This window comes from Nonomuraea sp. CA-141351 (genome assembly GCF_050944675.1).
GTDB lineage: Bacteria > Actinomycetota > Actinomycetes > Streptosporangiales > Streptosporangiaceae > Nonomuraea.
The window spans coordinates 5617870-5635425 of the sequence record NZ_CP191982.1; the positions used below are offsets into that span (position 1 = coordinate 5617870).

Below are 17556 nucleotides of genomic sequence, written 5' to 3' on the forward strand. Positions count from 1 at the left end.
ACGCGCTTGTGCGGAATCGAGGAAACGATGCGGCTCCTGCTCTTCCTGGCCTTCCTGGTCGTCCCCGTCCTGGAGATCTGGCTGCTGATCCAGATCGGCTCGGTCATCGGCGGCCCCGCGACCGTGGCCCTGCTCATCGCCGACAGCCTGTTGGGCGCGTGGCTGGTGCGCCGTGAGGGGCGCAGGGCCTGGCAGGCGCTGCAGGAGGCGCTGCGGTCCGGCCGGATGCCCGACCGTGAGCTGGCCGACGGCGGCCTGGTCCTGGTGGGCGGCGCGCTGCTGCTGACGCCGGGGTTCTTCACCGACGTGTTCGGGTTCCTGTGCATCCTGCCGTTCACCCGGCCCCTGATGCGCCGGCTGGGCGCCTGGTTCTTCGACCGCAGGGTCAAGAAGCTGGCCGCGAGCTCCCCGTACTCGCATCTCTTCCCGACCGGCCAGGACACCGGAGCGGCGCACGGCGGCCGGGTGGTCCACGGCGAGGTTCTCCGCGAAGACCGCGACTGACTTTTTACCCACGGGGCATGCGTTCGGGATCGAACGACTCGCGGGAGGGACGCATGCCGCACGTGGACAGGATCGCCGAGCCATGGGGGACGCGGACGCCGTACGGGGCGGGGGAGCCCTGGCCGGTCCGCGTCGACTCCTTCCTCGAACCCGGGGTACACGCGCAGGACGTGGACCGCTGGGTGCAGAGCGCGACCATCCTGCACAGCAACGGTGACGGCCTGGACATCGCCGTCAAGGGCGGACGCGTGGTCGGGGTGCGCGGGCGCGCCGAGGACCGCGTCAACCACGGCCGCCTCGGGCCGAAGGACCTGTACGGCTGGCAGGCCGTCAACGCGCCCGACCGGCTCGTACGCCCACTCGTCCGCCAGAACGGACGGCTGGTCGAGACCGACTGGGACACCGCGATGGAACGGGTCGCCGTCCGGGCCAGGGAGCTCCTGGACGAACAGGGGCCGAGCGCGATCGGCTTCTACACCACCGGCCAGCTGTTCCTGGAGGAGTACTACACGCTCGCCCTGATCGCGCACGGCGGCATCGGCACCAACCACCTGGACGGCAACACCCGGCTGTGCACGGCGACGGCGGCGGCCGCGCTCAAGGAGTCGTTCGGCTGCGACGGGCAGCCCGGCTCCTACACCGACGTCGACCACGCCGACGTCATCGCGCTGTACGGGCACAACGTGGCCGAGACCCAGACCGTCCTGTGGACGCGGATCCTCGACCGGCTCGCCGGCCCGAACCCGCCCGCGCTCGTCTGCGTGGACCCGCGCGAGACCCCGGTGGCCCGCGCCGCCACCGTGCACCTGGCCAACCGCCCCGGCACCAACGTCGCGCTGATGAACGGTCTGCTCCACGAGATCATCGCCAACGGCTGGATCGACGAGCGGTACCTGCGCGACCACGTGGTCGGCTTCGAGGAGCTACGGAAAAGGGTGCACGACTTCCCGGTGGAGGAGGCCGCGCGGATCTGCGGCGTCCCTCCGGACGCGCTGCGCGAGGCGGCCCGCCTGATCGGCACCGCGCAGCGGCTGCTGTCCACCGTCCTGCAGGGCTTCTACCAGGCCCACCAGGCCACGGCCGCCGCCGTCCAGGTGAACAACATCCATCTCGTACGCGGCATGCTGGGCAGACCCGGCTGCGGCGTCCTGCAGATGAACGGCCAGCCGACCGCCCAGAACACCCGCGAATGCGGCGCCGACGGCGACTTGCCCGGCTTCCGCAACTGGTCCAACGACGCCCACGTGCGGGACCTGGCCCGCGTCTGGAACGTCGACCCCATGGACATCCCGCACTACGCCCCGCCCACCCACGCCATGCAGATGTTCCGCTACGCGGAGGAGGGCTCGATCCGTTTCCTCTACGTGACCGGCACCAACCCGGCCGTGTCGCTGCCCGAGCTGGACCGGATCCGCTCGATCCTCGCTCAGGAGCAGCTGTTCCTGGTCGTCCAGGACATCTTCCTGTCCGAGACCGCGCAGCTGGCCGACGTGGTGCTGCCGGCCGCGACGTGGGCCGAGAAGACCGGCACGTTCACGAACGCCGACCGCACCGTCCACCTGTCGGACAAGGCCGTCGAGCCGCCCGGCGAGGCCCGCCCCGACCTGGACATCTTCCTGGACCTCGCGCACCGGCTCGACCTGCGGGACAAGGACGGCGCGCCGCTGGTGAAGTGGAGCGACCCGGAGGGGGCGTTCGAGGCGTGGAAGGAGTGCTCGCGCGGGCGCCCGTGCGACTACAGCGGGCTGTCGTACGCGCGGTTGCGCGGCAGCGGCGGCATCCAGTGGCCGTGCGACGCCGGCCGCCCCGGCGGGACAGAGCGCCTGTACGCCGAGGGACGCTTCTGGAGCGCGCCCGGCTACTGCGAGGACTACGGGCGCGACCTGGTCACCGGGGCGCCGCTGTCGGACACCGAGTACAAGGCGCTCAACCCCGACGGCAGGGCGATCATCAAGGCCGCCGAGTACGTCCCGCCGCACGAGCAGGCGGGCGGCGAGTTCCCGTTCTGGCTGACGACCGGGCGTACCCTCTACCACTTCCACACCAGGACCAAGACCGCCAGAGCGCCGCAGCTCCAGCGGGCGGCCCCGGAGCCGTGGGTGGAGATGTCCCCCGAGGACGCCTCCCGCGAAGGCTTCGCCGAGGGCGACCTGCTGGAGATCGCCACGGCCCGGGGCGCGGTACGGGCGCGGCTGCGGGTCACCGCGATGCGGGACGGGGTGATCTTCCTGCCGTTCCACTACGGCTACTGGGACCTTCCCGGCGGCCGCGGGCCCGGGGCCGGAGCGGGCCGGGCGGCCAACGAGCTGACGATCACGGACTGGGACCCGGTCTCCAAGCAGCCCATCTTCAAGACCGCCGCGGCGCGGGTCTCGCTGGCGGAGGTCTGCCCCGGCACACCGTCCCGGGCGCCGACCACCACGGCGTCCCGGCCCGTCTCTCCCGAGGTCCCCGAGACGGCCGGGGGTCCCGACGCCCAGGCCGAGGAGGCCCTGTCATGAACCTCGATCTGCTGCTCCGCGAGCTGCACCACTCGGAGAACGAGCTGGCCCACGTGCTGCTGCGGATGTCCGAACGGCACAAGACCGACCACGAGACGTACCACGTCGCCCGCGATCTCGCGGGCTGGTGCAACGAGCACGTACGGGACCTGGCCGAGGTGGGGAAGGACTACGGCCTGGACCTGGACCCGTCTCCGGCGGGCGACCCCTCCATGGTGGGCCTCCTGCGTGAGAAGGCCGCCGAATGGCTCGGCCGCCGCCCGGGGCCAGGGCTGCTCCTGCTGGGCGACTTCCGCCACCTGTACCTGGTGGCCTCGGAGGTCTCCCTGGACTGGGAGCTGCTGGCTCAGGCCGCCCAGGGGGCGAAACGGCGGGACCTGCTCGCGCTGGCGCAACGCTGCCATCCCCAGACGCTCCGGCAGCTGCGGTGGGCCAACGCCCGCCTGAAGGAGTCGGCTCCCCAGGCTCTGGTGTCCTGAAGGGGCCGCGGTTGCGGGCATGAAGAAACCCCCGGGCTTGCCGCCCGGGGGTTTCACCGTGAGAAGAGGTCAGGCGCTCTTACGACGCTGGGCCCGCAATACCGCGAGCCGCTCGTTGAGCACCTCCTCAAGATCTTCGATGGACCGCCGCTCCAGGAGCATGTCCCAGTGTGTCCGCGGGGGCTTCACCTTCTTGGACTCCGGCTGCTCGCCGTCCACTCGTACCGCGGTCACGCCGCACATGCGGCACTCCCAGGTCGCTGGGATTTCAGCCTCGGCTGCAAGCGGAACCTCGAAGCGATGGCCCTTAGGACAGGTGTAGGACACCTCCTGGCGCGGGGCCAGATCCGTGTTACGGTCGTTCTCGTAGCTGGTTGCCCCGAGCCGGGTGCCACGAAGCGCGCGCTCGCCCATGTCTAAATGCCTCCTACAGGGCCCCCTTGCGTGGGGGGTCTGTCTCCCACGGTGTCTAACGCTTGGTACCGTGATGGGATTCCCACCCGCGGGGTGATCCAATCGCACTTGGGGCGTCGGGTCTTCACGCCTTCGCCGATCGGGCCCGCGTCCGGGCCGTGACCAGGGCCGACGCCAGCCAGAGCCCGCCGATCATCACCAGGACGCCGTGCGCGACACGCAGCGGGTACGGGCCGAAGAACTGCGGGATGAACAGCACGAACCCCGACGCCAGCGCCATCCCGCTCCACTTGGGCAGCGTGCCGGACCGCCATACGGAGATCGCGGCCATGACCGTGCCGGCGCCGAGCAACAAGAGTCCGGCGGCGAACATGGTGATCGCCACGGGCCCGTACCTGAACTCCTCGACCAGCTCCATCAGCGCGGGCGCCTGGTCGCTGAGCGAGCGCCGGGCGATCACGTTCAGGCCGAAGTCCTCGGCGCCGTAGTACGGGAGGGTCAGGCCCGCGCCCACCCAGGTCACCGCCGCGGCGCGCAGGGACAGGCGGTCGCCGAGCACCTGGTGCAGCCCGAGCACGGCCAGGCCGAGCAGCACGAACCCGAGCATGGCGGCCAGGTGCCCCGCGACCCACGCCGTGGAGGCGATCGTGGCGGCGTCGTCGGCGGAGGGGCGGATCGCGGGATAGAGGAGGAAGAGGATCCCTCCGGCGGCGAAGGCCGCGGGGGTGAGTCTGGGGGCCATCAGTGCTCCTTGAAGAGGGCAACGCTCTTTTGCGAGAGCAATGCTCTCGCCTAGGGGCCCTGATGTCAAGAGCGGTGCTCTCTCTTTGGAGCAGTGAGTTGAGTCAGCGGGGGCGCCGGCGGGTCAGAAGGGGAACCAGGGTCCTGTCGCCGAGGCGGGTCATCGCCGCCAGCGGCTTGACGGCGGCTCCCACCAGCCAGGGCAGGCCCGGCGTGCCGGTGGCGCGGGCGAGGCGGGGGCCGAGTGCGGCCATCATCGCCGTCAGTCCGGGCAGAGGGCGGATCCACATGGTGACCTCCTCGATCAGTCCGTCCTCGCCCACCTCGACCAGGGTCGCCTCGTGGATCTCCTGACGGCCCAGCCGGGCGGTCGCGGTCAGGGTCCGCGTGCGTTCGTCGCCGATGTCGTTCTGGTAGCGCAGCTCGGACAGAACGCCGAACACGACCGTGAACAGCTCCCGCACCTGCTCCTTGCCCCTGAAACCGGCTGTGGCGCTGAGGGGTGAGCGGAAGACCACGTCGTCGGCGAGCGTGGCGATGAGGGCGTCGACGTCATGCGCCTCGCCGGCCTCGCGGTACGCCCTGGCAGGTGAGTCCTGAATGTGAACTGTCATGGGTTCACTTTATCAACCCACTATCCTGGGTGCATGAACAGGTTCGGTGAGATGCACTGCTCCATCGCCCAGGCCGTCGGCGTGGTCGCCGAGCCGTGGACGCCGCTGATCCTGCGCGACCTGTTCCTGGGGCTGCGCAGGTTCGACGATCTGGCGGAGGACCTCGGGATCTCGCGCAACCTCCTGACCCGCCGCCTGGAACACCTGGTCGGGGCCGGGGTCGTGGAGAAGCGGCCGTACCAGGAGCGGCCGGTGCGTTACGAGTACGTCCTCACCGAGGCGGGCCGCGACATCGTGCCCGCCCTGCTGACGTTGATGGCCTGGGGGGATCGCTGGTCGACGCCTCCGGGGGGCCCGCCCGCGCTCCTGGTGCACTCCTGCGGCGAGCGCTTCACCCCCGTGGTCACCTGCCCGCACTGCGGCGGCGAGGCCACGGCTGAGACGGTGACGGCCGTAGGCGGCCCGGGCGCGGCCCAGGGCCCGGGCACCATGCTCCTCGCGGGCCAGGGTCCGGGCAACACGCTCCTCGCGGCCCCGTCCTGACCCGCCCGTCGCCCCGCGGTGTCGTCATGGCCCGGCCGCCCTGCCGCGTTGCGGCGCCGGCGTGGCAGGACCTCTGCCTACGCGCTCGTCTCGTCCGGCCCCAAGGCGTTGCCCGCTCGGCCTGGTGTGCCGCTGGGGTTCACACCATCCCGTACGGCTCCTCCCGTACGGGAAGGCTTTATGATCGACGTGGTAGACATCCTTCATTTTCGAGAGACGTTTGGATCCAGGAGGCCCGCTGTGGGCAGGCGAGCACGGCAGCTCTCTCCAGAGACGGAGATCCGACCGGGGCTCAGCAGCGAAGAAGAGCTGCTGCTCGATATCGTGCTGCGGGCCGGTGGGCCGGTGGGGGCGCGGCTGGCCGGGCGGCAACTGCGCGAGGCCGGCGTGGTGGTGAGTGAGGCGACGATCTCGCGGATGTTCAAGCGCCTGGACGACTGCGGGCTCACCGCGCCATCGGGTCAGAAGGGGCGCACGCTCACCGAGCAGGGATCGAAGACCGCCAGGGAGCTGTCCACTCGTCAGCGCCGCGACGAGGCGTTCACCAGGGCGCTGGACATCCGCAACGTGGAGCAGCTGCTCGATCTCCTGCACGGCAGGCGCGGTGTCGAGCGCGAGCTGGCCGGCCGGGCGGCGACCAAGGCGACGGCTGAGGACCTGGAGCGCCTCGAAGGCATCCTGCGCAGCCACGAGGACCACATCGCAGCAGGCCACGACACCCGCCAGGTCGGCATGGACTTCCACCGGGCCGTCGCCGAAATCGCGGGCAGCGACCTCCTCCAGGTCCTGGCCAGCATCGTGCTCAACGATTCGCTGGTCCCGCTGGAGAAGGTGCTCGACGTGATCACCGGCGGTCACGGCACGGTCGGCCAGTCGGCGCCCGAGCACGAGGAGATCCTCTCCGCGCTCCGGCGCCGCGATCCCGTGGCCGCCGAGGAGGCGATGGCCAGGCACATCTCCCGGCTCATCGACGAGGTCGCCGAGTTCGCCGAGAGCGACCACGTCAAGCTGTTCGACCGGCTGCTGATGTTCACCCGGTGAGCGCTGGACCCCGCCCTCCGAGGTGGCCGATGACCTCCTGGATGGGCAGCACGTCGGCGTAGCGGGCGTTGATGTCGAAGAGGTTGGCCTCGTGGGCGGAGGCCGAGCGGTCTCCCACGGCCTCGGCCGGCACGATGGCGCGGAAGCCGTAGTCGAGCGCGCTCTCACAGGTGGAGCGGATGCACCCGCTCGTGCTGCAGCCCACCACGATGACGGTGTCGACGCGCTGCGCGACCAGGATGCTGAGCAGGTTCGTGTTGAAGAACGCGCTGGCCCGAGGCTTCTCGATGAACGCCTCATGCGGCAGGCGGCGCAGCTGGGGGACCAGCTGCACGCGGTCGGATCCGCGGATCATCTGCTCCGAGTGCGGGGTCTTCAGCCGGGTGACCAGGGGCAGATCGGAAAACGTGGCGTCGTAGGCCATGGTGGTGAACACCACCGGGATGTCGTCCGTCTTGCGGACGACATCGAGCAGCAGCCCGATGTTCTCCAGCACGCCGCCCAGATCGCTGCCGATCATCTCCTCCGGCCGGGTCCAGGCGCCCGCCATGTCGATGACCAGGAGTGCCGGGCGTTCACCCCAGCCGACGCGCCCGGCGAACCCGGCCGCCAGGTACTGGTCGAGCAGTTCCCGGTTGTCCATGCGGTGCGGTTGCGGCGCTGCGGTCATGTGGCTCCCTTTCGTAGTCCCGTCCGGCGACGGGGATGCACTTCCCATTGTTCCTCAAATATGAGGGATGTAGGCAAGAGTCTCTTAAGTTTGATATACATCTGTCAAAACGATGGATCGGGGAGGCGCTAGTGCAGGATGACTTCGACCTGGTCGTACGCGGTGCGCTGGTGGTGGCCGAGCACGACATCGAGGTCATGGACGTCGGCGTCGCCGGGGAGCGGATCGCGGCACTCGCAGCCCCTGGCACGCTGAGGGCGACGCGGACGATCGAGGCGCCGCCTGGCGGGGTCCTGGTTCCGGGCGGGATCGACACCCATACACACATCGCGTGGCCCATCGCCGACGGCGTCCGCGGCCTGGACGACTTCGGGTCGGCCACGAGGGCCGCCGCCGTGAGCGGCACGACCACCGTGATCGATTTCGTGCCGGCCACCACGGGCCCGCTACTGGCTGCCGCCGAGGCGCGTCTGGAGGAGGCGGCGACCTCGGCGATCGACTACACCTTCCACCCCGTGCTCACCCGGATGACCCCCGAACGGCTGCGCGAGATCGCGGGCCTGGTCGACGCGGGCCTGGCCTCGTTCAAGATCTACACCACCTACGACGACCGGCTGGACGACGGCGAGATTCGCGCCGTCATGGAGACGATCGCGCAGGCGGGCGGGCTGGCGGGATTTCACGCCGAGAACCACGCGATTCTCGAACGCGCCAAGACCGCCGTGCTCGCCGGTGCCGGCGCCGCGATCGAGGGGTTCCCCGGCAGCCGGCCCGGCAGCGCGGAGAGCGCGGCCATCGGCCTGGTCACCCATTTCGCCAGGGAACTGGGTGCGCCGGTGTTCGTGTACCACGTGTCCGGGGGCGACGCGCTGTCAGCCATCGAGTCCGCACGCGAGTCGGGCGTCCAGGTGCAGGCCGAGACGTGCATCCACTATCTGGTCCTCGACGACGGCGTCTACAGCCGCCCGGACGCCTGGAAATACGTGATCACGCCGCCGGTCCGGGGGAGAGACGACCAGCTCCGGCTCTGGGATGCGCTGCGCGCCGGCGTGCTGGGAAGCGTCGCCTCAGACCACTGCGCCTACGGGCTGGAGCACAAGCTGCCCGGCGTCGGCGACTTCACGCTCCTGCCACCGGGAGCGCCCGGACTGGACGCGCGCATCCCGATGCTGTGGCAGCACGGCGTCACCGAAGGGCGTCTCGATTTGCGCCAGTTCGCCGAGGTCTCGGCCACCGGGCCGGCACGGACGTTCGGGTTGTATCCCTGCAAGGGGGCCATCCGGGTGGGCGCGGACGCGGATCTGGTCCTGTGGGATCCAGCCCGCGCGTGGACCTGGCCCGTCTGGGAGCGGGGCTGGGGCAGCGACTACGAGCCCTACGAGGGCATGGGCGGGGCCGGGCTGCCCGTGCTCACGCTGTCCAGGGGCCGGATCGTGGCCCGCGACGGCCGGTTCGAGGGCGACGAGGCAGCCGGGCGGTTCGTGCCGCAGCGCATCGACACGCAGGTCTGGCCGCGGTGAGGAAGGCGTACCCATGAGCAGTGAGCGGCGGATGTTCATCGACGGCGAGTGGGCCGACGCGCGGGACGGCGGGCGCATCCCCGTCTTCGAGCCGTCCACCGGCGCGCCGCTGGCCTCGGTGCCCGCGGGGACCGAGGCCGACGTGCACAGGGCGGTGACGGCGGCCAGGCGCGCCTTCGACGGAGGCGCGTGGAACGGGGAGGTGCCGCCGCGCCACCGGGCCGCGGTGCTCAACCGCATCGCCGGGCGGATCCGCTCACGTGCCGGCGAACTGGCCCGGCTGGAGGTGCGCGACTCGGGCAAACCGCTGGGCGACGCCCTGGCCGAGATGGACGAGGCCGCCTTCATCTTCGAGTACTACGCGGGCTGGGCCACGAAGCTCGCCGGCGAGATCCCGCCGGTCGGGCCGGAGGCGCTCAACCTGATCACCTACGAGCCCGTGGGAGTCTGCGGGCTGATCGTGCCGTGGAACTTCCCGCTGGTGATGGCGGTGCAGAAGATCGCGCCCGCGCTGGCCGCCGGCTGCACGGCGGTGCTCAAGCCCGCCGAGGACACCCCGCTGACGGCGCTGGAACTCGCCGGGATCGCGGCAGAGGCCGGGCTGCCCGCCGGGGCGCTCAACGTCGTCACCGGCACCGGGCCCGAGGCCGGAGCCCCGCTGGTCGCGCACCCCGCGGTCGACAAGGTGAGCTTCACCGGCTCGCGCGACGTGGGCGTACAGGTCGCCACGAGCGCTGCCGCCACGCTCAAGCGGGTCACGCTGGAGCTCGGCGGCAAGTCGCCCAACGTGGTGTTCGCCGACGCCGAGTTCACCGAGGCGGTCGCCGGGACATGCAGGGGGATCTTCACCAACCAGGGCGAGGTCTGCTCGGCGGGCAGCAGGGTGCTGATCCAGCGCGAGATCTTCGACGACGCCCTGGAGGCGCTGGCCGCCCAGGCGGCCCGGATCCGGCTGGGAGACGGCCTTGATACGCGCACCACGATGGGGCCGTTGGTGTCGGCGCGGCAGCGCGACCGGGTGATGCGCTACATCGAGATCGGGGAGAAGGAGGGCGCGCGGGCGGTGCACACCGGCTCGCTGCCCGGCGAGCCGGAGCTCGCCGGTGGTTACTTCGTCCCTCCGGTGATCTTCCACGCTTCGTCCCACGACCTTCGCATCGCGCAGGAGGAGATCTTCGGCCCCGTCATGACCGTACTGCCCTTCGACGGCGTCGACGAGGCGATCCGGCTGGCCAACGACACCGCTTTCGGCCTGGGCGCGGCGATCTGGACCAATGACGTCCGCAAGGGGCTGCGCGTGGCCAAGGCGGTCCGTGCCGGCGTCGTCTGGCTGAACGACACCCAGGCGGCACCCTCCGAGGGTATCTGGGGCGGATTCAAGGCCAGCGGGGTCGGACGGGAGCTCGGCCGCCAAGGCCTGGAGGCGTACCTGGAGGCCAAACAGATCCACATCAAGCTCACGTAAGGAGAATTCATGTCGGTTTTGAAGGGAAAGGTGGCCTTCGTCACTGGTGGGGCGCGCGGCATCGGCCGGTGCGTCGCCGGGGCGCTGGCGGCCGACGGCGCCACTGTGGTCGTGGCCGACCGGCGCGTCGACGAGGTGACGGCCGGGGAGGACGGCATCGCCCGCGTGCACCAGGCGGACGTGGCGGTCCGGGAGGAGATCTCCGAGGCCGTCCGCGCCACGGCGGGGGAGTACGGCGGGATCGACATCGTCGTCAACAACGCCGGCATGGACGCCGCCCGGCCGGACACGTGGAACCAGCAGCCCGAGGAGTGGTCCCGGGTGATCGACGTCAACCTCAACGGCGCGTGGTGGTGCACCAGCGCCGCGCTGCCGTACATGATCCCGAGAGGGGGCGGCAGGATCGTGTTCGTCGGCTCCAACGCGGCGCGGCTGGGCGGGTTCGGGGTGGGCCACTCGCCGGCCTACTCCGCGGCCAAGGCAGCGCTGTCCGGCCTGGTCGTCGCGCTGTCGTCGCAGCTGGAGCAGTTCGGGATCCGGGTCAACGCCATCTCGTCCGGCCCTACGGGCACGACCGGCACGCCTCCGACGGAGGCGGAGCGGGAGGATTACCTGAGCCGGTTCCCCCTCGGCTACGGCGGGCCGGAGCCCATAGCCGCCGCCGTGCGCTACCTCGTCCACCCGTCCGGTGACTGGGTGAGCGGTTCGGTCATGAACGTCAGCGGGGGCGAGCACCGCGGCATCTGACCCTCGACGAGAAAAGGGGGGTCGCCCGAGTCACGGGCGACCCCCTTTTCTCCTTTTCGTCAGCGGACGGCGACGATCAGCTCGATCTCCACCGGCTGGTTGAACGGCAGGCTGGAGGTGCCGATGGCCGAGCGGGCGTGCTGGCCCCGCGCGCCCAGCAGCTCCACCATGAGGTCGGAGAAGCCGTGCATCACCTGCGGCTGCTCGTGGAAGCCCGGCGCACTGTTCACGAAACCGAGCGCCTTCACGATGCGGTCGATCCGGTCGAGATCGCCGAGATGCTCGCGCAGCGTCCTCAGCAACTGCACGCCCGTGGCGCGGGCCGCGAGGACCGCCTCCTCGAGGCTCACCTCCTCGCCCACCTGCCCGCGGAAGAGCAGGTTGCCGTCGTTGTCCTCAGGGCCGTGGCCGGAGACGAACAGCAGGTCCCCGTGCTCGACGACCGGCACCAGGCCTCGCCCCGGCCCGATCTTCCCGGGCAGCTCGATGCCCATCGACGCGAGCTTGCTCTCAATGACGCTCATGAAACTCCTTACGACGGCAAACGGAAGGGGCGCAGCGACCCCGGTGAGACCTCTTCGAGCGTCCGGCCGAGCCGGTCGTGCTCGGGCACCCGCTGCCACGACCGCTCTCCGGCCTGCTGGAGGCGCTCGGCCAGCCCGTCCTCGTCCACGGTGAGGACCTCGCCGTCCCGCATGACCCAGGCACCGTCGATCATGACCGACGCCAGGTCCTCCTTGGTGGCGTAGTAGACGAGGTTCCTGATGGGATCCCGTACCGGGGTCATGGCCGGCGTGTCCAGCCGCCACAGCAGCAGGTCGGCCTTCGCGCCCGGCGAGATCCGGCCCAGGTCGTCCCGGCCGAGCAGCCGGGCGGCGTTCACGGTGGCGGCGTCCAGGAGGTGGCTCGCGAGCCACGAGTCGGCACGCCGGTCGGCCACCTTGCCGAGGATCGCCGACCAGCGGATCGACTCGATCATGGACTGCGGTGTGGTGTCGGTGCCCAGCGTGATGTTGATCCCGTCGCGCCGGTAGCCGGGCAGCGACTCGACCACGATGCCACGCCGGGCGAACGTCCAGGCGTTGTACGAGACCGACGCGCCCGAGTCGGCGATGCGGCGGGTGTCGTCACCCGGCAGGTTCAGCCACGACGTGCCGGTGGTGAAGATGGCATGGCCGAGCACGACCCTGGGCCCGAGGAAGCCGACTGACTCCAGGTACTCGATGGGCGTCATGCCGTGCGCCGCCATGATGTCCATCACCTCGAACACGGCCTGGGCGGCATGGATGGTCAGCGGCACCCCGAGGTCGTCCGACAGCCGCCGCGACTCCTTGAGCAGGCCCGGGGTACAGGTGTTGGCCTGCCAGGGCGACAGGAACCCCTGGACGCGACCCGATCCCCGGCCGCGCAACTCCTCGATGAGCCGGGTGGCACGTTCCAGCCCGGCGAAGCCGCCGTCCTCGTCCCAGTCGTACGCCACCCGGTTCCCGTCCGGCGTGTACCAGCGGCCGGATTTGTAACCGTCGGCGATGTAGGCCCGCAGGCCCGCCCGCTCGCACGCCTCCGCCACCCGCCTGCCCCGCACACCCTGGTGCATGACGGTGGTGGTGCCGGTGCGGATGAGCTCGGACATCGAGAACCCGACGCAGGTCTCGATGCCGGCCTCGTCGATGGCCGCCTCCTGCAGCAGGAGAGTCTCGACCAGGCCGGTGTAGAAGAACTGGCGGGGCGCCACGTCCTCCTGGAAGGACTTGTCGAGCGGGGCCGTCTCCAGGTGGGCGTGAGTGTTGATGAACCCCGGCGTCACCAGCGTCTCGCCGGCGTCCACCTGCTCGTCCGCGTCGCCTTCGTACCCCTGGCCGACGAAGACGACCTGGTCGCCGTCCACGACGACGGTGCCGTTCTCCAGCAGCCGGTGCTCACCGTCCTGGTACGCCACCACGTAGCGCGCGTCGATGCGCACGACAGCCATGCGGTCCCCCTTTCACTCGGTAGTCCAGGCGTCGAAGATGTCACTCAGCCTGGCGATCCACAGGTCCGGCAGCGAGGTCACGTGCTCCAGGAAGCGGTCGAGCATCATCATGTGGTGCGGCCGGCCGATCGACTGCGGGTGCAGCACGAGCGTCATCACGCCCGGCGTCACGTACTTCAGGCCGTACTCCAGCGAGTCGTTCCAGCGCTGCAGCACCACGTCGGTCGAGGACAACCCCATCGAATAGCCGCCCACGTACTCGAAGGCCACCCAGTCCTCCAGGAACCACGAGGTCGGGAACTCCAGCACCCTGTACGGCCGGCCGAACACGGTCGCGCCGTGCAGGTTGATCTCCTTGATCTCCCGCGGGTAGTAGGGCTCGAAGTCCCGTCCCGACAGGCTGCTGTGCCAGTCGAAGCCGAAGTCCTCCAGGATCTCCATCGTGTTGTAGCTCATGGTCCCCGACGGCGCCCGGTAGCCCCTGGGCCGGGTCCCGAGGATGTCGAGGTGCTGCTCGATCTGGCGCGTCATGAGCTTGCGCTCGATCGGCTCGGGCATGTCGTTGAGGTTCTCGTGGTAGACGCCGTGGGCGCAGATCTCGTGCCCCTGAGCCAGCACGTCCTTGCAGCGGTCCGGCCAGGTCATGATGGAGTGGCCGGGGATGCCCCACGTGGTGGGGATTCCGTAGCGGTCGAAGATGTCCAGCAGCCGGGGCACGCCGACCTCGGCACCGAACTCGCCCCGAGCCATGGTGGCGGGGTCGTTCTTGCCCTTGGCGAGCCAGGCGGCCTGGGCGTCGAAGTCGACGGTCACCGCGAGGGCGAACGTCTTGCCGTCGGGAAGTGGCATGGGGATCCTTTCAGAGACAGGTCACTTGGGTGCGACGGTGGCCAGCCCGGCGGGCTGCGCGGCCATCGCGCCCCCGTCGACCAGCAGTTCCGTCCCGGTGATGAACGAGGCCGACGACGAGGCGACGAAGAGCGCCAGGTCGGCCACCTCCTCGGCGCGGCCGATGCGGCCGAGGGGCCTGATGGCGCCCCACCGCCTGATGGCGTCGTCGGCGTCGCCGGACAGCTCGGCCTCGGCCCGTAGCGCCGGGGTGTCGACAGCTCCGGGGAGCAGGGAGTTGACCCTGATCCCGTACGGCGCCGCCTCCAACGCCAGCGCCTTCATCAGCCCGCCGAGCCCCGCCTTGGCGGCGGCGTAGACGCTGGTCTCGGCCATCGTCCGGTAGCCGTGCGGCGATCCGGTGAACAGGATGACCCCCGACCGGTTGTCCCGCATGGCCAGGAAGGCACGGCGGGCGACGAGGAACGCGCCGGTCAGGTCGATGTCGAGCACCTTGCGCCACTCGTCGGGCTCGGTGGCGGACACGGGCTTGATCCAGCCGACGCCGGCGTTGCAGTACGCCACGTCGATCCGGCCGTCCTCGGCGAGCACCGCGCCGAGCGCGCGCTCGACGTCCTCGTCCCGCGTCACGTCGCAGCTTTCGAAGCGAGCCCGCCCGCCGCCTGCCGTGATCTCCTGCGCCACCTGCCGGCCGCGCTCGGCGTCGAGGTCGAGCACCCATACGGAGGCGCCGGCGGCGGCGAAGGCACGCGCGCTGGCGGCGCCGATCCCGCTGGCTGCTCCGGTGATGACGACGGTCGCGCCGCTGAAGTCGTACGTGGTTCGCATCGGTCGCTACTTCCCGCCGCCGTTGACGGCCGCCTCGGTCACCGCGGCGGCGGACAGGTTCCACTTGTCCAGGATCCGCTGGTAGACGCCGCTCTTGATCAGTTCGTTGATGCCTGCCTGCACGGCCTTGCCGAGCTGCTCGTTGTCCTTGGTGAACACCACGCCGTAGGGCACACGGTGCATCGGCTCGCCAGCCGTCGGCGCCCAGACTCCCGGCTCCACCTTCATCTGGTACGCCTGCGGCTCGAGCCCGGTCAGGTTGGCGACCGCCCTGCCCTGCCGCACCTGAATGAGCTGCTCGGCGGCCGACACCGCGCCGAGGGACTTGATGGGCTGCTTGCCCGCGCAGTGTTCGGCGGAGAGCTTCTCGATGACGCTGAAGTAGCTGGTGCCGTTCGCGGCGACGACCGTCTTGCCGCACAGGTCGGCGACGCTCTTGTACGAGCCCGCGTCCTTGGCCAGCGTCAGGAACTGATCGCCGGTCATGAAGTAGTCGACGAAGCTGACCGACGCCTGGCGCTCTTTGAGGTCCTTGACCGCCGACATGACGATGTCGGTGCGCTTGGTCTGCACGGCGGGGAGGAGCTGGGTGAAGTCGTTGACCGTGGAGGTCTTGATCTGGACGCCGAGCACCGCGCCCAGCGCCTGGACGAGGTCCAGGTCGACGCCGATCAGCGGCCCGCCGGTCGCCTCGGTGTACTCCATGGGCGCGTTGGGTGACTGCACGAGGTTGGTGAGGTAGCCGCGGTCCTGGATCTCCTTGGGCAACATGGCGCGGATCCCGGCGTTGGCCGACGGCGTGGGCACGCTCGCGGACGGCTCCGCCGCGGCGGCGTCGGACGCGGCCGGCTCCGATCCGCCGCATGCCGCGGTGAGGGCGAGCAACGCGCCGGCCAGGACGCCGGCGACGGTTCTGTGGGGCATGTCGAAGGCTCCAAGTCTTGCTGTGGGGGTTCAGTGGAAGATTCGGGAGACGAAGGCCCGCGTGCGCTCGTGCTGGGGGCGTTCCAGCACGTCCTCCGGGCGGCCCGACTCGACGATCACGCCGTCGTCCATGAAGAGGACCTGGCTGGCGACCTCGCGGGCGAAGCGCAGCTCGTGGGTGACGACCATCATGGTCATCCCCTGCTCGGCCACCGCGCGCATGACGTTGAGCACCTCGCCGACCAGCTCGGGGTCGAGTGCCGAGGTCGGCTCGTCGAAGAGCAGCACCTTGGGCTCCATGGCGAGAGCCCTGGCGATGGCCACGCGCTGCTGCTGGCCGCCCGACAGGTGGCGGGCGTAGGCGTCGCACTTGTCGGCCAGGCCCACGCGCTCCAGTGACTGGATCGCCAGCTCTCTGGCCTCGGCCTTGCCCAGCCCGCGCAGCCTGCGTGGGGCGAGCGTGATGTTCTCGGCGGCAGTGAGGTGCGGGAAGAGGTTGAAGCGCTGGAAAACCATGCCGATCTCGCGCCGCTGCCGTTCGGTGTCTCGCTCGCGGCGCTCGACCAGCCGCTCGCCGCGCCTCTCGTAGCCGATCAGCTCGCCGTCCACGGTGATGCGTCCGGCGTCGGGCTTCTCCAGGTGGTTCACGCAGCGCAGCAAGGTGCTCTTGCCCGACCCGCTGCGGCCGATCAGACACACCACCTCGGAGCGCTCGCAGGAGGCGGTGACGCCGCGCAGCACGTGCAGGCCGCCGAAGGACTTGTGCACGTTGTCGATCTGGACCATGGCACTCATCGGGTGCCCCTCCTCATCCTGGACAGCGCGGAGGCGATGATCTGGTCGGCCACGCTGCGCCGCCGCACGGCCGAGCGCTGGAAGCGGCGTTCCAGGTAGTACTGGCCGACGCTGGTCACCGAGGTGGCTATCAGGTACCAGAAGGCCGCCACGAACAGCAGCTCCATGACCTTGCCGTTGACGTAATAGATCTGCTGGGCGTTGGTCAGGATCTCGGTGTAGGAAATGGTGGCCGCCAGGGCAGAGGTCTTCAGCATGCCGATCGCCTCGTTCCCGATCGGCGGGATGATCGCCGGCATGGCCTGCGGCAGCACGATCTTGCGCAGGGTGGTCCGCCGCGACAGCCCCAGTGCGGAGGCGGCCTCGGCCTGGCCCGCGTCGACGGAGAGGATGCCGCCCCGGATCACCTCGGTCAGGTAGGCGCCCTCGTTGATGCCCAGGCCGAGCAGCGCGGCCACGAACGGCGTGATGACGTTGATCGTGGGCTCCTCGAACAGACCGGGGATCCCGAGCGTGGGGAAGATCAGGCTGAGGTTGAACCACATCATCAGCTGCAGGAGCACAGGGGTGCCGCGGAAGAGCCACACGTACAGCCAGGCGATGGTCGACAGCACCGGGTTGGCCGAGAGCCTCATGACGGCGAAGCCCGTCCCCAGCACGATGCCCAGCACCATGGCGAGCACCGAGATCAGGATCGTCTGCGCGAAGCCCGAGAGGATCTTCTGGGCCGTGAAGTACTCCCCGACGACCCGCCAGTCGATCTGGCCGCGGACGAAGGCCGTGAGCAGCAGGACCAGGGCGGCCACGACCAGGGCGCCGGTCACCCAGCGCAGGGGATGTGGTCGTGCGTGCAGCCGGTCCGCCGCCGGTATCTCAGCCGGGGCGCCGGAGCGGGCGGCGAGGTCGTAGGGCGCTGACCGTCCCATCTCCTATCACCTTCTTACTCGTG

Annotated in this window: 19 protein-coding genes; 8 read left to right on the forward strand and 11 right to left on the reverse strand. The window is 70.3% G+C overall.

The window, feature by feature from the left end:
- Positions 1 to 27: 27 nt before the first annotated feature.
- The 3 genes from ACQPWU_RS26460 to ACQPWU_RS26470 are packed head-to-tail and all read left to right on the forward strand — an operon-like array spanning position 28 to position 3484.
- Positions 28 to 504, forward strand: a complete 477-nt coding sequence (locus ACQPWU_RS26460; RefSeq protein ID WP_433444405.1) for an FxsA family protein — start codon at positions 28 to 30, stop codon at positions 502 to 504.
- Between the two features lie 17 nt (positions 505 to 521).
- Positions 522 to 3005 carry a molybdopterin oxidoreductase family protein gene (locus ACQPWU_RS26465; protein ID WP_433444406.1) on the forward strand — a complete coding sequence of 828 codons (2484 nt, stop codon included), beginning with the start codon at positions 522 to 524 and terminating at the stop codon, positions 3003 to 3005.
- A complete protein-coding gene (locus ACQPWU_RS26470; protein WP_433444407.1) occupies positions 3002 to 3484 on the forward strand; it encodes a hypothetical protein in 483 nt (160 codons plus the stop codon). Before ACQPWU_RS26465 ends, ACQPWU_RS26470 begins: the two co-directional genes overlap by 4 nt.
- A 69-nt stretch (positions 3485 to 3553) precedes the next feature.
- Here ACQPWU_RS26470 and ACQPWU_RS26475 read toward each other — a convergent pair whose 3' ends face one another.
- From ACQPWU_RS26475 to ACQPWU_RS26485, 3 genes are all read right to left on the reverse strand, one after another.
- Positions 3554 to 3898, reverse strand: coding sequence for an RNA polymerase-binding protein RbpA (locus tag ACQPWU_RS26475; protein ID WP_364846137.1), 345 nt, complete (start codon positions 3896 to 3898; stop codon positions 3554 to 3556).
- Between the two features lie 124 nt (positions 3899 to 4022).
- On the reverse strand, positions 4023 to 4640 hold the full coding sequence (locus ACQPWU_RS26480; protein WP_433444408.1) for a hypothetical protein: 618 nt from the start codon (positions 4638 to 4640) through the stop codon (positions 4023 to 4025).
- A 103-nt stretch (positions 4641 to 4743) separates the two neighbouring features.
- The gene (locus ACQPWU_RS26485; protein WP_433444409.1) at positions 4744 to 5253 is read right to left on the reverse strand and encodes a nuclear transport factor 2 family protein; all 510 of its coding nucleotides are present in this window, start codon (positions 5251 to 5253) and stop codon (positions 4744 to 4746) included.
- Positions 5254 to 5286: 33 nt separating this feature from the next.
- Between ACQPWU_RS26485 and ACQPWU_RS26490 the strand changes: the two genes are divergently transcribed.
- Both ACQPWU_RS26490 and ACQPWU_RS26495 read left to right on the forward strand, forming a co-directional pair.
- On the forward strand, positions 5287 to 5796 hold the full coding sequence (locus ACQPWU_RS26490) for a winged helix-turn-helix transcriptional regulator (RefSeq protein WP_433444410.1): 510 nt from the start codon (positions 5287 to 5289) through the stop codon (positions 5794 to 5796).
- Positions 5797 to 6036: 240 nt separating this feature from the next.
- Positions 6037 to 6837, forward strand: a complete 801-nt coding sequence (locus ACQPWU_RS26495) for an FCD domain-containing protein (RefSeq protein WP_433444411.1) — start codon at positions 6037 to 6039, stop codon at positions 6835 to 6837.
- Here ACQPWU_RS26495 and ACQPWU_RS26500 read toward each other — a convergent pair.
- The gene (locus ACQPWU_RS26500; protein ID WP_433444412.1) at positions 6827 to 7507 is read right to left on the reverse strand and encodes an isochorismatase family protein; all 681 of its coding nucleotides are present in this window, start codon (positions 7505 to 7507) and stop codon (positions 6827 to 6829) included. The two genes, ACQPWU_RS26495 and ACQPWU_RS26500, sit on opposite strands and share 11 nt — an antisense overlap.
- Before the next feature lie 131 nt (positions 7508 to 7638).
- Between ACQPWU_RS26500 and ACQPWU_RS26505 the strand changes: the two genes are divergently transcribed.
- The 3 genes from ACQPWU_RS26505 to ACQPWU_RS26515 are packed head-to-tail and all read left to right on the forward strand — an operon-like array spanning position 7639 to position 11239.
- Complete coding sequence (locus ACQPWU_RS26505; protein ID WP_433444413.1) at positions 7639 to 9027, forward strand: amidohydrolase family protein; 1389 nt, start codon at positions 7639 to 7641, stop codon at positions 9025 to 9027.
- A gap of 13 nt (positions 9028 to 9040) precedes the next feature.
- Positions 9041 to 10492 (forward strand): aldehyde dehydrogenase family protein, encoded by a 1452-nt coding sequence (locus tag ACQPWU_RS26510; RefSeq protein ID WP_433444414.1) that lies wholly within the window; start codon positions 9041 to 9043, stop codon positions 10490 to 10492.
- Between the two features lie 9 nt (positions 10493 to 10501).
- On the forward strand, positions 10502 to 11239 hold the full coding sequence (locus ACQPWU_RS26515; RefSeq protein ID WP_433444415.1) for an SDR family NAD(P)-dependent oxidoreductase: 738 nt from the start codon (positions 10502 to 10504) through the stop codon (positions 11237 to 11239).
- A 59-nt stretch (positions 11240 to 11298) separates the two neighbouring features.
- Here ACQPWU_RS26515 and ACQPWU_RS26520 read toward each other — a convergent pair whose 3' ends face one another.
- From ACQPWU_RS26520 to ACQPWU_RS26550, 7 genes are read right to left on the reverse strand one after another with little or no spacing between them, the layout of a single operon-like run.
- Positions 11299 to 11763, reverse strand: a complete 465-nt coding sequence (locus ACQPWU_RS26520) for a RidA family protein (RefSeq protein ID WP_433444416.1) — start codon at positions 11761 to 11763, stop codon at positions 11299 to 11301.
- 8 nt (positions 11764 to 11771) lie between these two features.
- Entirely contained in the window at positions 11772 to 13211 is a 1440-nt protein-coding gene (locus ACQPWU_RS26525) for an amidohydrolase family protein (protein ID WP_433444417.1), read from the reverse strand.
- Positions 13212 to 13223: 12 nt separating this feature from the next.
- The gene (locus tag ACQPWU_RS26530) at positions 13224 to 14060 is read right to left on the reverse strand and encodes a polysaccharide deacetylase family protein (RefSeq protein WP_433444418.1); all 837 of its coding nucleotides are present in this window, start codon (positions 14058 to 14060) and stop codon (positions 13224 to 13226) included.
- Between the two features lie 21 nt (positions 14061 to 14081).
- Positions 14082 to 14888 carry an SDR family NAD(P)-dependent oxidoreductase gene (locus ACQPWU_RS26535; RefSeq protein ID WP_433444419.1) on the reverse strand — a complete coding sequence of 269 codons (807 nt, stop codon included), beginning with the start codon at positions 14886 to 14888 and terminating at the stop codon, positions 14082 to 14084.
- A 6-nt stretch (positions 14889 to 14894) separates the two neighbouring features.
- Entirely contained in the window at positions 14895 to 15812 is a 918-nt protein-coding gene (locus ACQPWU_RS26540; RefSeq protein ID WP_433444420.1) for a transporter substrate-binding domain-containing protein, read from the reverse strand.
- A 30-nt stretch (positions 15813 to 15842) separates the two neighbouring features.
- Positions 15843 to 16607, reverse strand: coding sequence for an amino acid ABC transporter ATP-binding protein (locus ACQPWU_RS26545; protein WP_433444421.1), 765 nt, complete (start codon positions 16605 to 16607; stop codon positions 15843 to 15845).
- Positions 16604 to 17533 carry an amino acid ABC transporter permease gene (locus ACQPWU_RS26550; protein WP_433444422.1) on the reverse strand — a complete coding sequence of 310 codons (930 nt, stop codon included), beginning with the start codon at positions 17531 to 17533 and terminating at the stop codon, positions 16604 to 16606. The genes ACQPWU_RS26545 and ACQPWU_RS26550 overlap by 4 nt, the downstream gene beginning before the upstream one ends.
- Between the last annotated feature and the right edge of the window lie 23 nt (positions 17534 to 17556).

Bases quoted from the DNA above. Each gene is read 5' to 3' on its own strand.
- ACQPWU_RS26535 (WP_433444419.1), bottom strand. From the start codon at position 14,888: ATGCGAACCACGTACGACTTCAGCGGCGCGACCGTCGTCATCACCGGA.
- ACQPWU_RS26530 (WP_433444418.1), bottom strand. From the start codon at position 14,060: ATGCCACTTCCCGACGGCAAGACGTTCGCCCTCGCGGTGACCGTCGAC.
- ACQPWU_RS26540 (WP_433444420.1), bottom strand. From the start codon at position 15,812: ATGCCCCACAGAACCGTCGCCGGCGTCCTGGCCGGCGCGTTGCTCGCC.
- ACQPWU_RS26490 (WP_433444410.1), top strand. From the start codon at position 5,287: ATGAACAGGTTCGGTGAGATGCACTGCTCCATCGCCCAGGCCGTCGGC.
- ACQPWU_RS26525 (WP_433444417.1), bottom strand. From the start codon at position 13,211: ATGGCTGTCGTGCGCATCGACGCGCGCTACGTGGTGGCGTACCAGGAC.
- ACQPWU_RS26500 (WP_433444412.1), bottom strand. From the start codon at position 7,507: ATGACCGCAGCGCCGCAACCGCACCGCATGGACAACCGGGAACTGCTC.
- ACQPWU_RS26510 (WP_433444414.1), top strand. From the start codon at position 9,041: ATGAGCAGTGAGCGGCGGATGTTCATCGACGGCGAGTGGGCCGACGCG.
- ACQPWU_RS26520 (WP_433444416.1), bottom strand. From the start codon at position 11,763: ATGAGCGTCATTGAGAGCAAGCTCGCGTCGATGGGCATCGAGCTGCCC.
- ACQPWU_RS26545 (WP_433444421.1), bottom strand. From the start codon at position 16,607: ATGAGTGCCATGGTCCAGATCGACAACGTGCACAAGTCCTTCGGCGGC.
- ACQPWU_RS26550 (WP_433444422.1), bottom strand. From the start codon at position 17,533: ATGGGACGGTCAGCGCCCTACGACCTCGCCGCCCGCTCCGGCGCCCCG.
- ACQPWU_RS26480 (WP_433444408.1), bottom strand. From the start codon at position 4,640: ATGGCCCCCAGACTCACCCCCGCGGCCTTCGCCGCCGGAGGGATCCTC.
- ACQPWU_RS26515 (WP_433444415.1), top strand. From the start codon at position 10,502: ATGTCGGTTTTGAAGGGAAAGGTGGCCTTCGTCACTGGTGGGGCGCGC.
- ACQPWU_RS26485 (WP_433444409.1), bottom strand. From the start codon at position 5,253: ATGACAGTTCACATTCAGGACTCACCTGCCAGGGCGTACCGCGAGGCC.
- ACQPWU_RS26470 (WP_433444407.1), top strand. From the start codon at position 3,002: ATGAACCTCGATCTGCTGCTCCGCGAGCTGCACCACTCGGAGAACGAG.
- ACQPWU_RS26465 (WP_433444406.1), top strand. From the start codon at position 522: ATGCGTTCGGGATCGAACGACTCGCGGGAGGGACGCATGCCGCACGTG.
- ACQPWU_RS26475 (WP_364846137.1), bottom strand. From the start codon at position 3,898: ATGGGCGAGCGCGCGCTTCGTGGCACCCGGCTCGGGGCAACCAGCTAC.
- ACQPWU_RS26460 (WP_433444405.1), top strand. From the start codon at position 28: ATGCGGCTCCTGCTCTTCCTGGCCTTCCTGGTCGTCCCCGTCCTGGAG.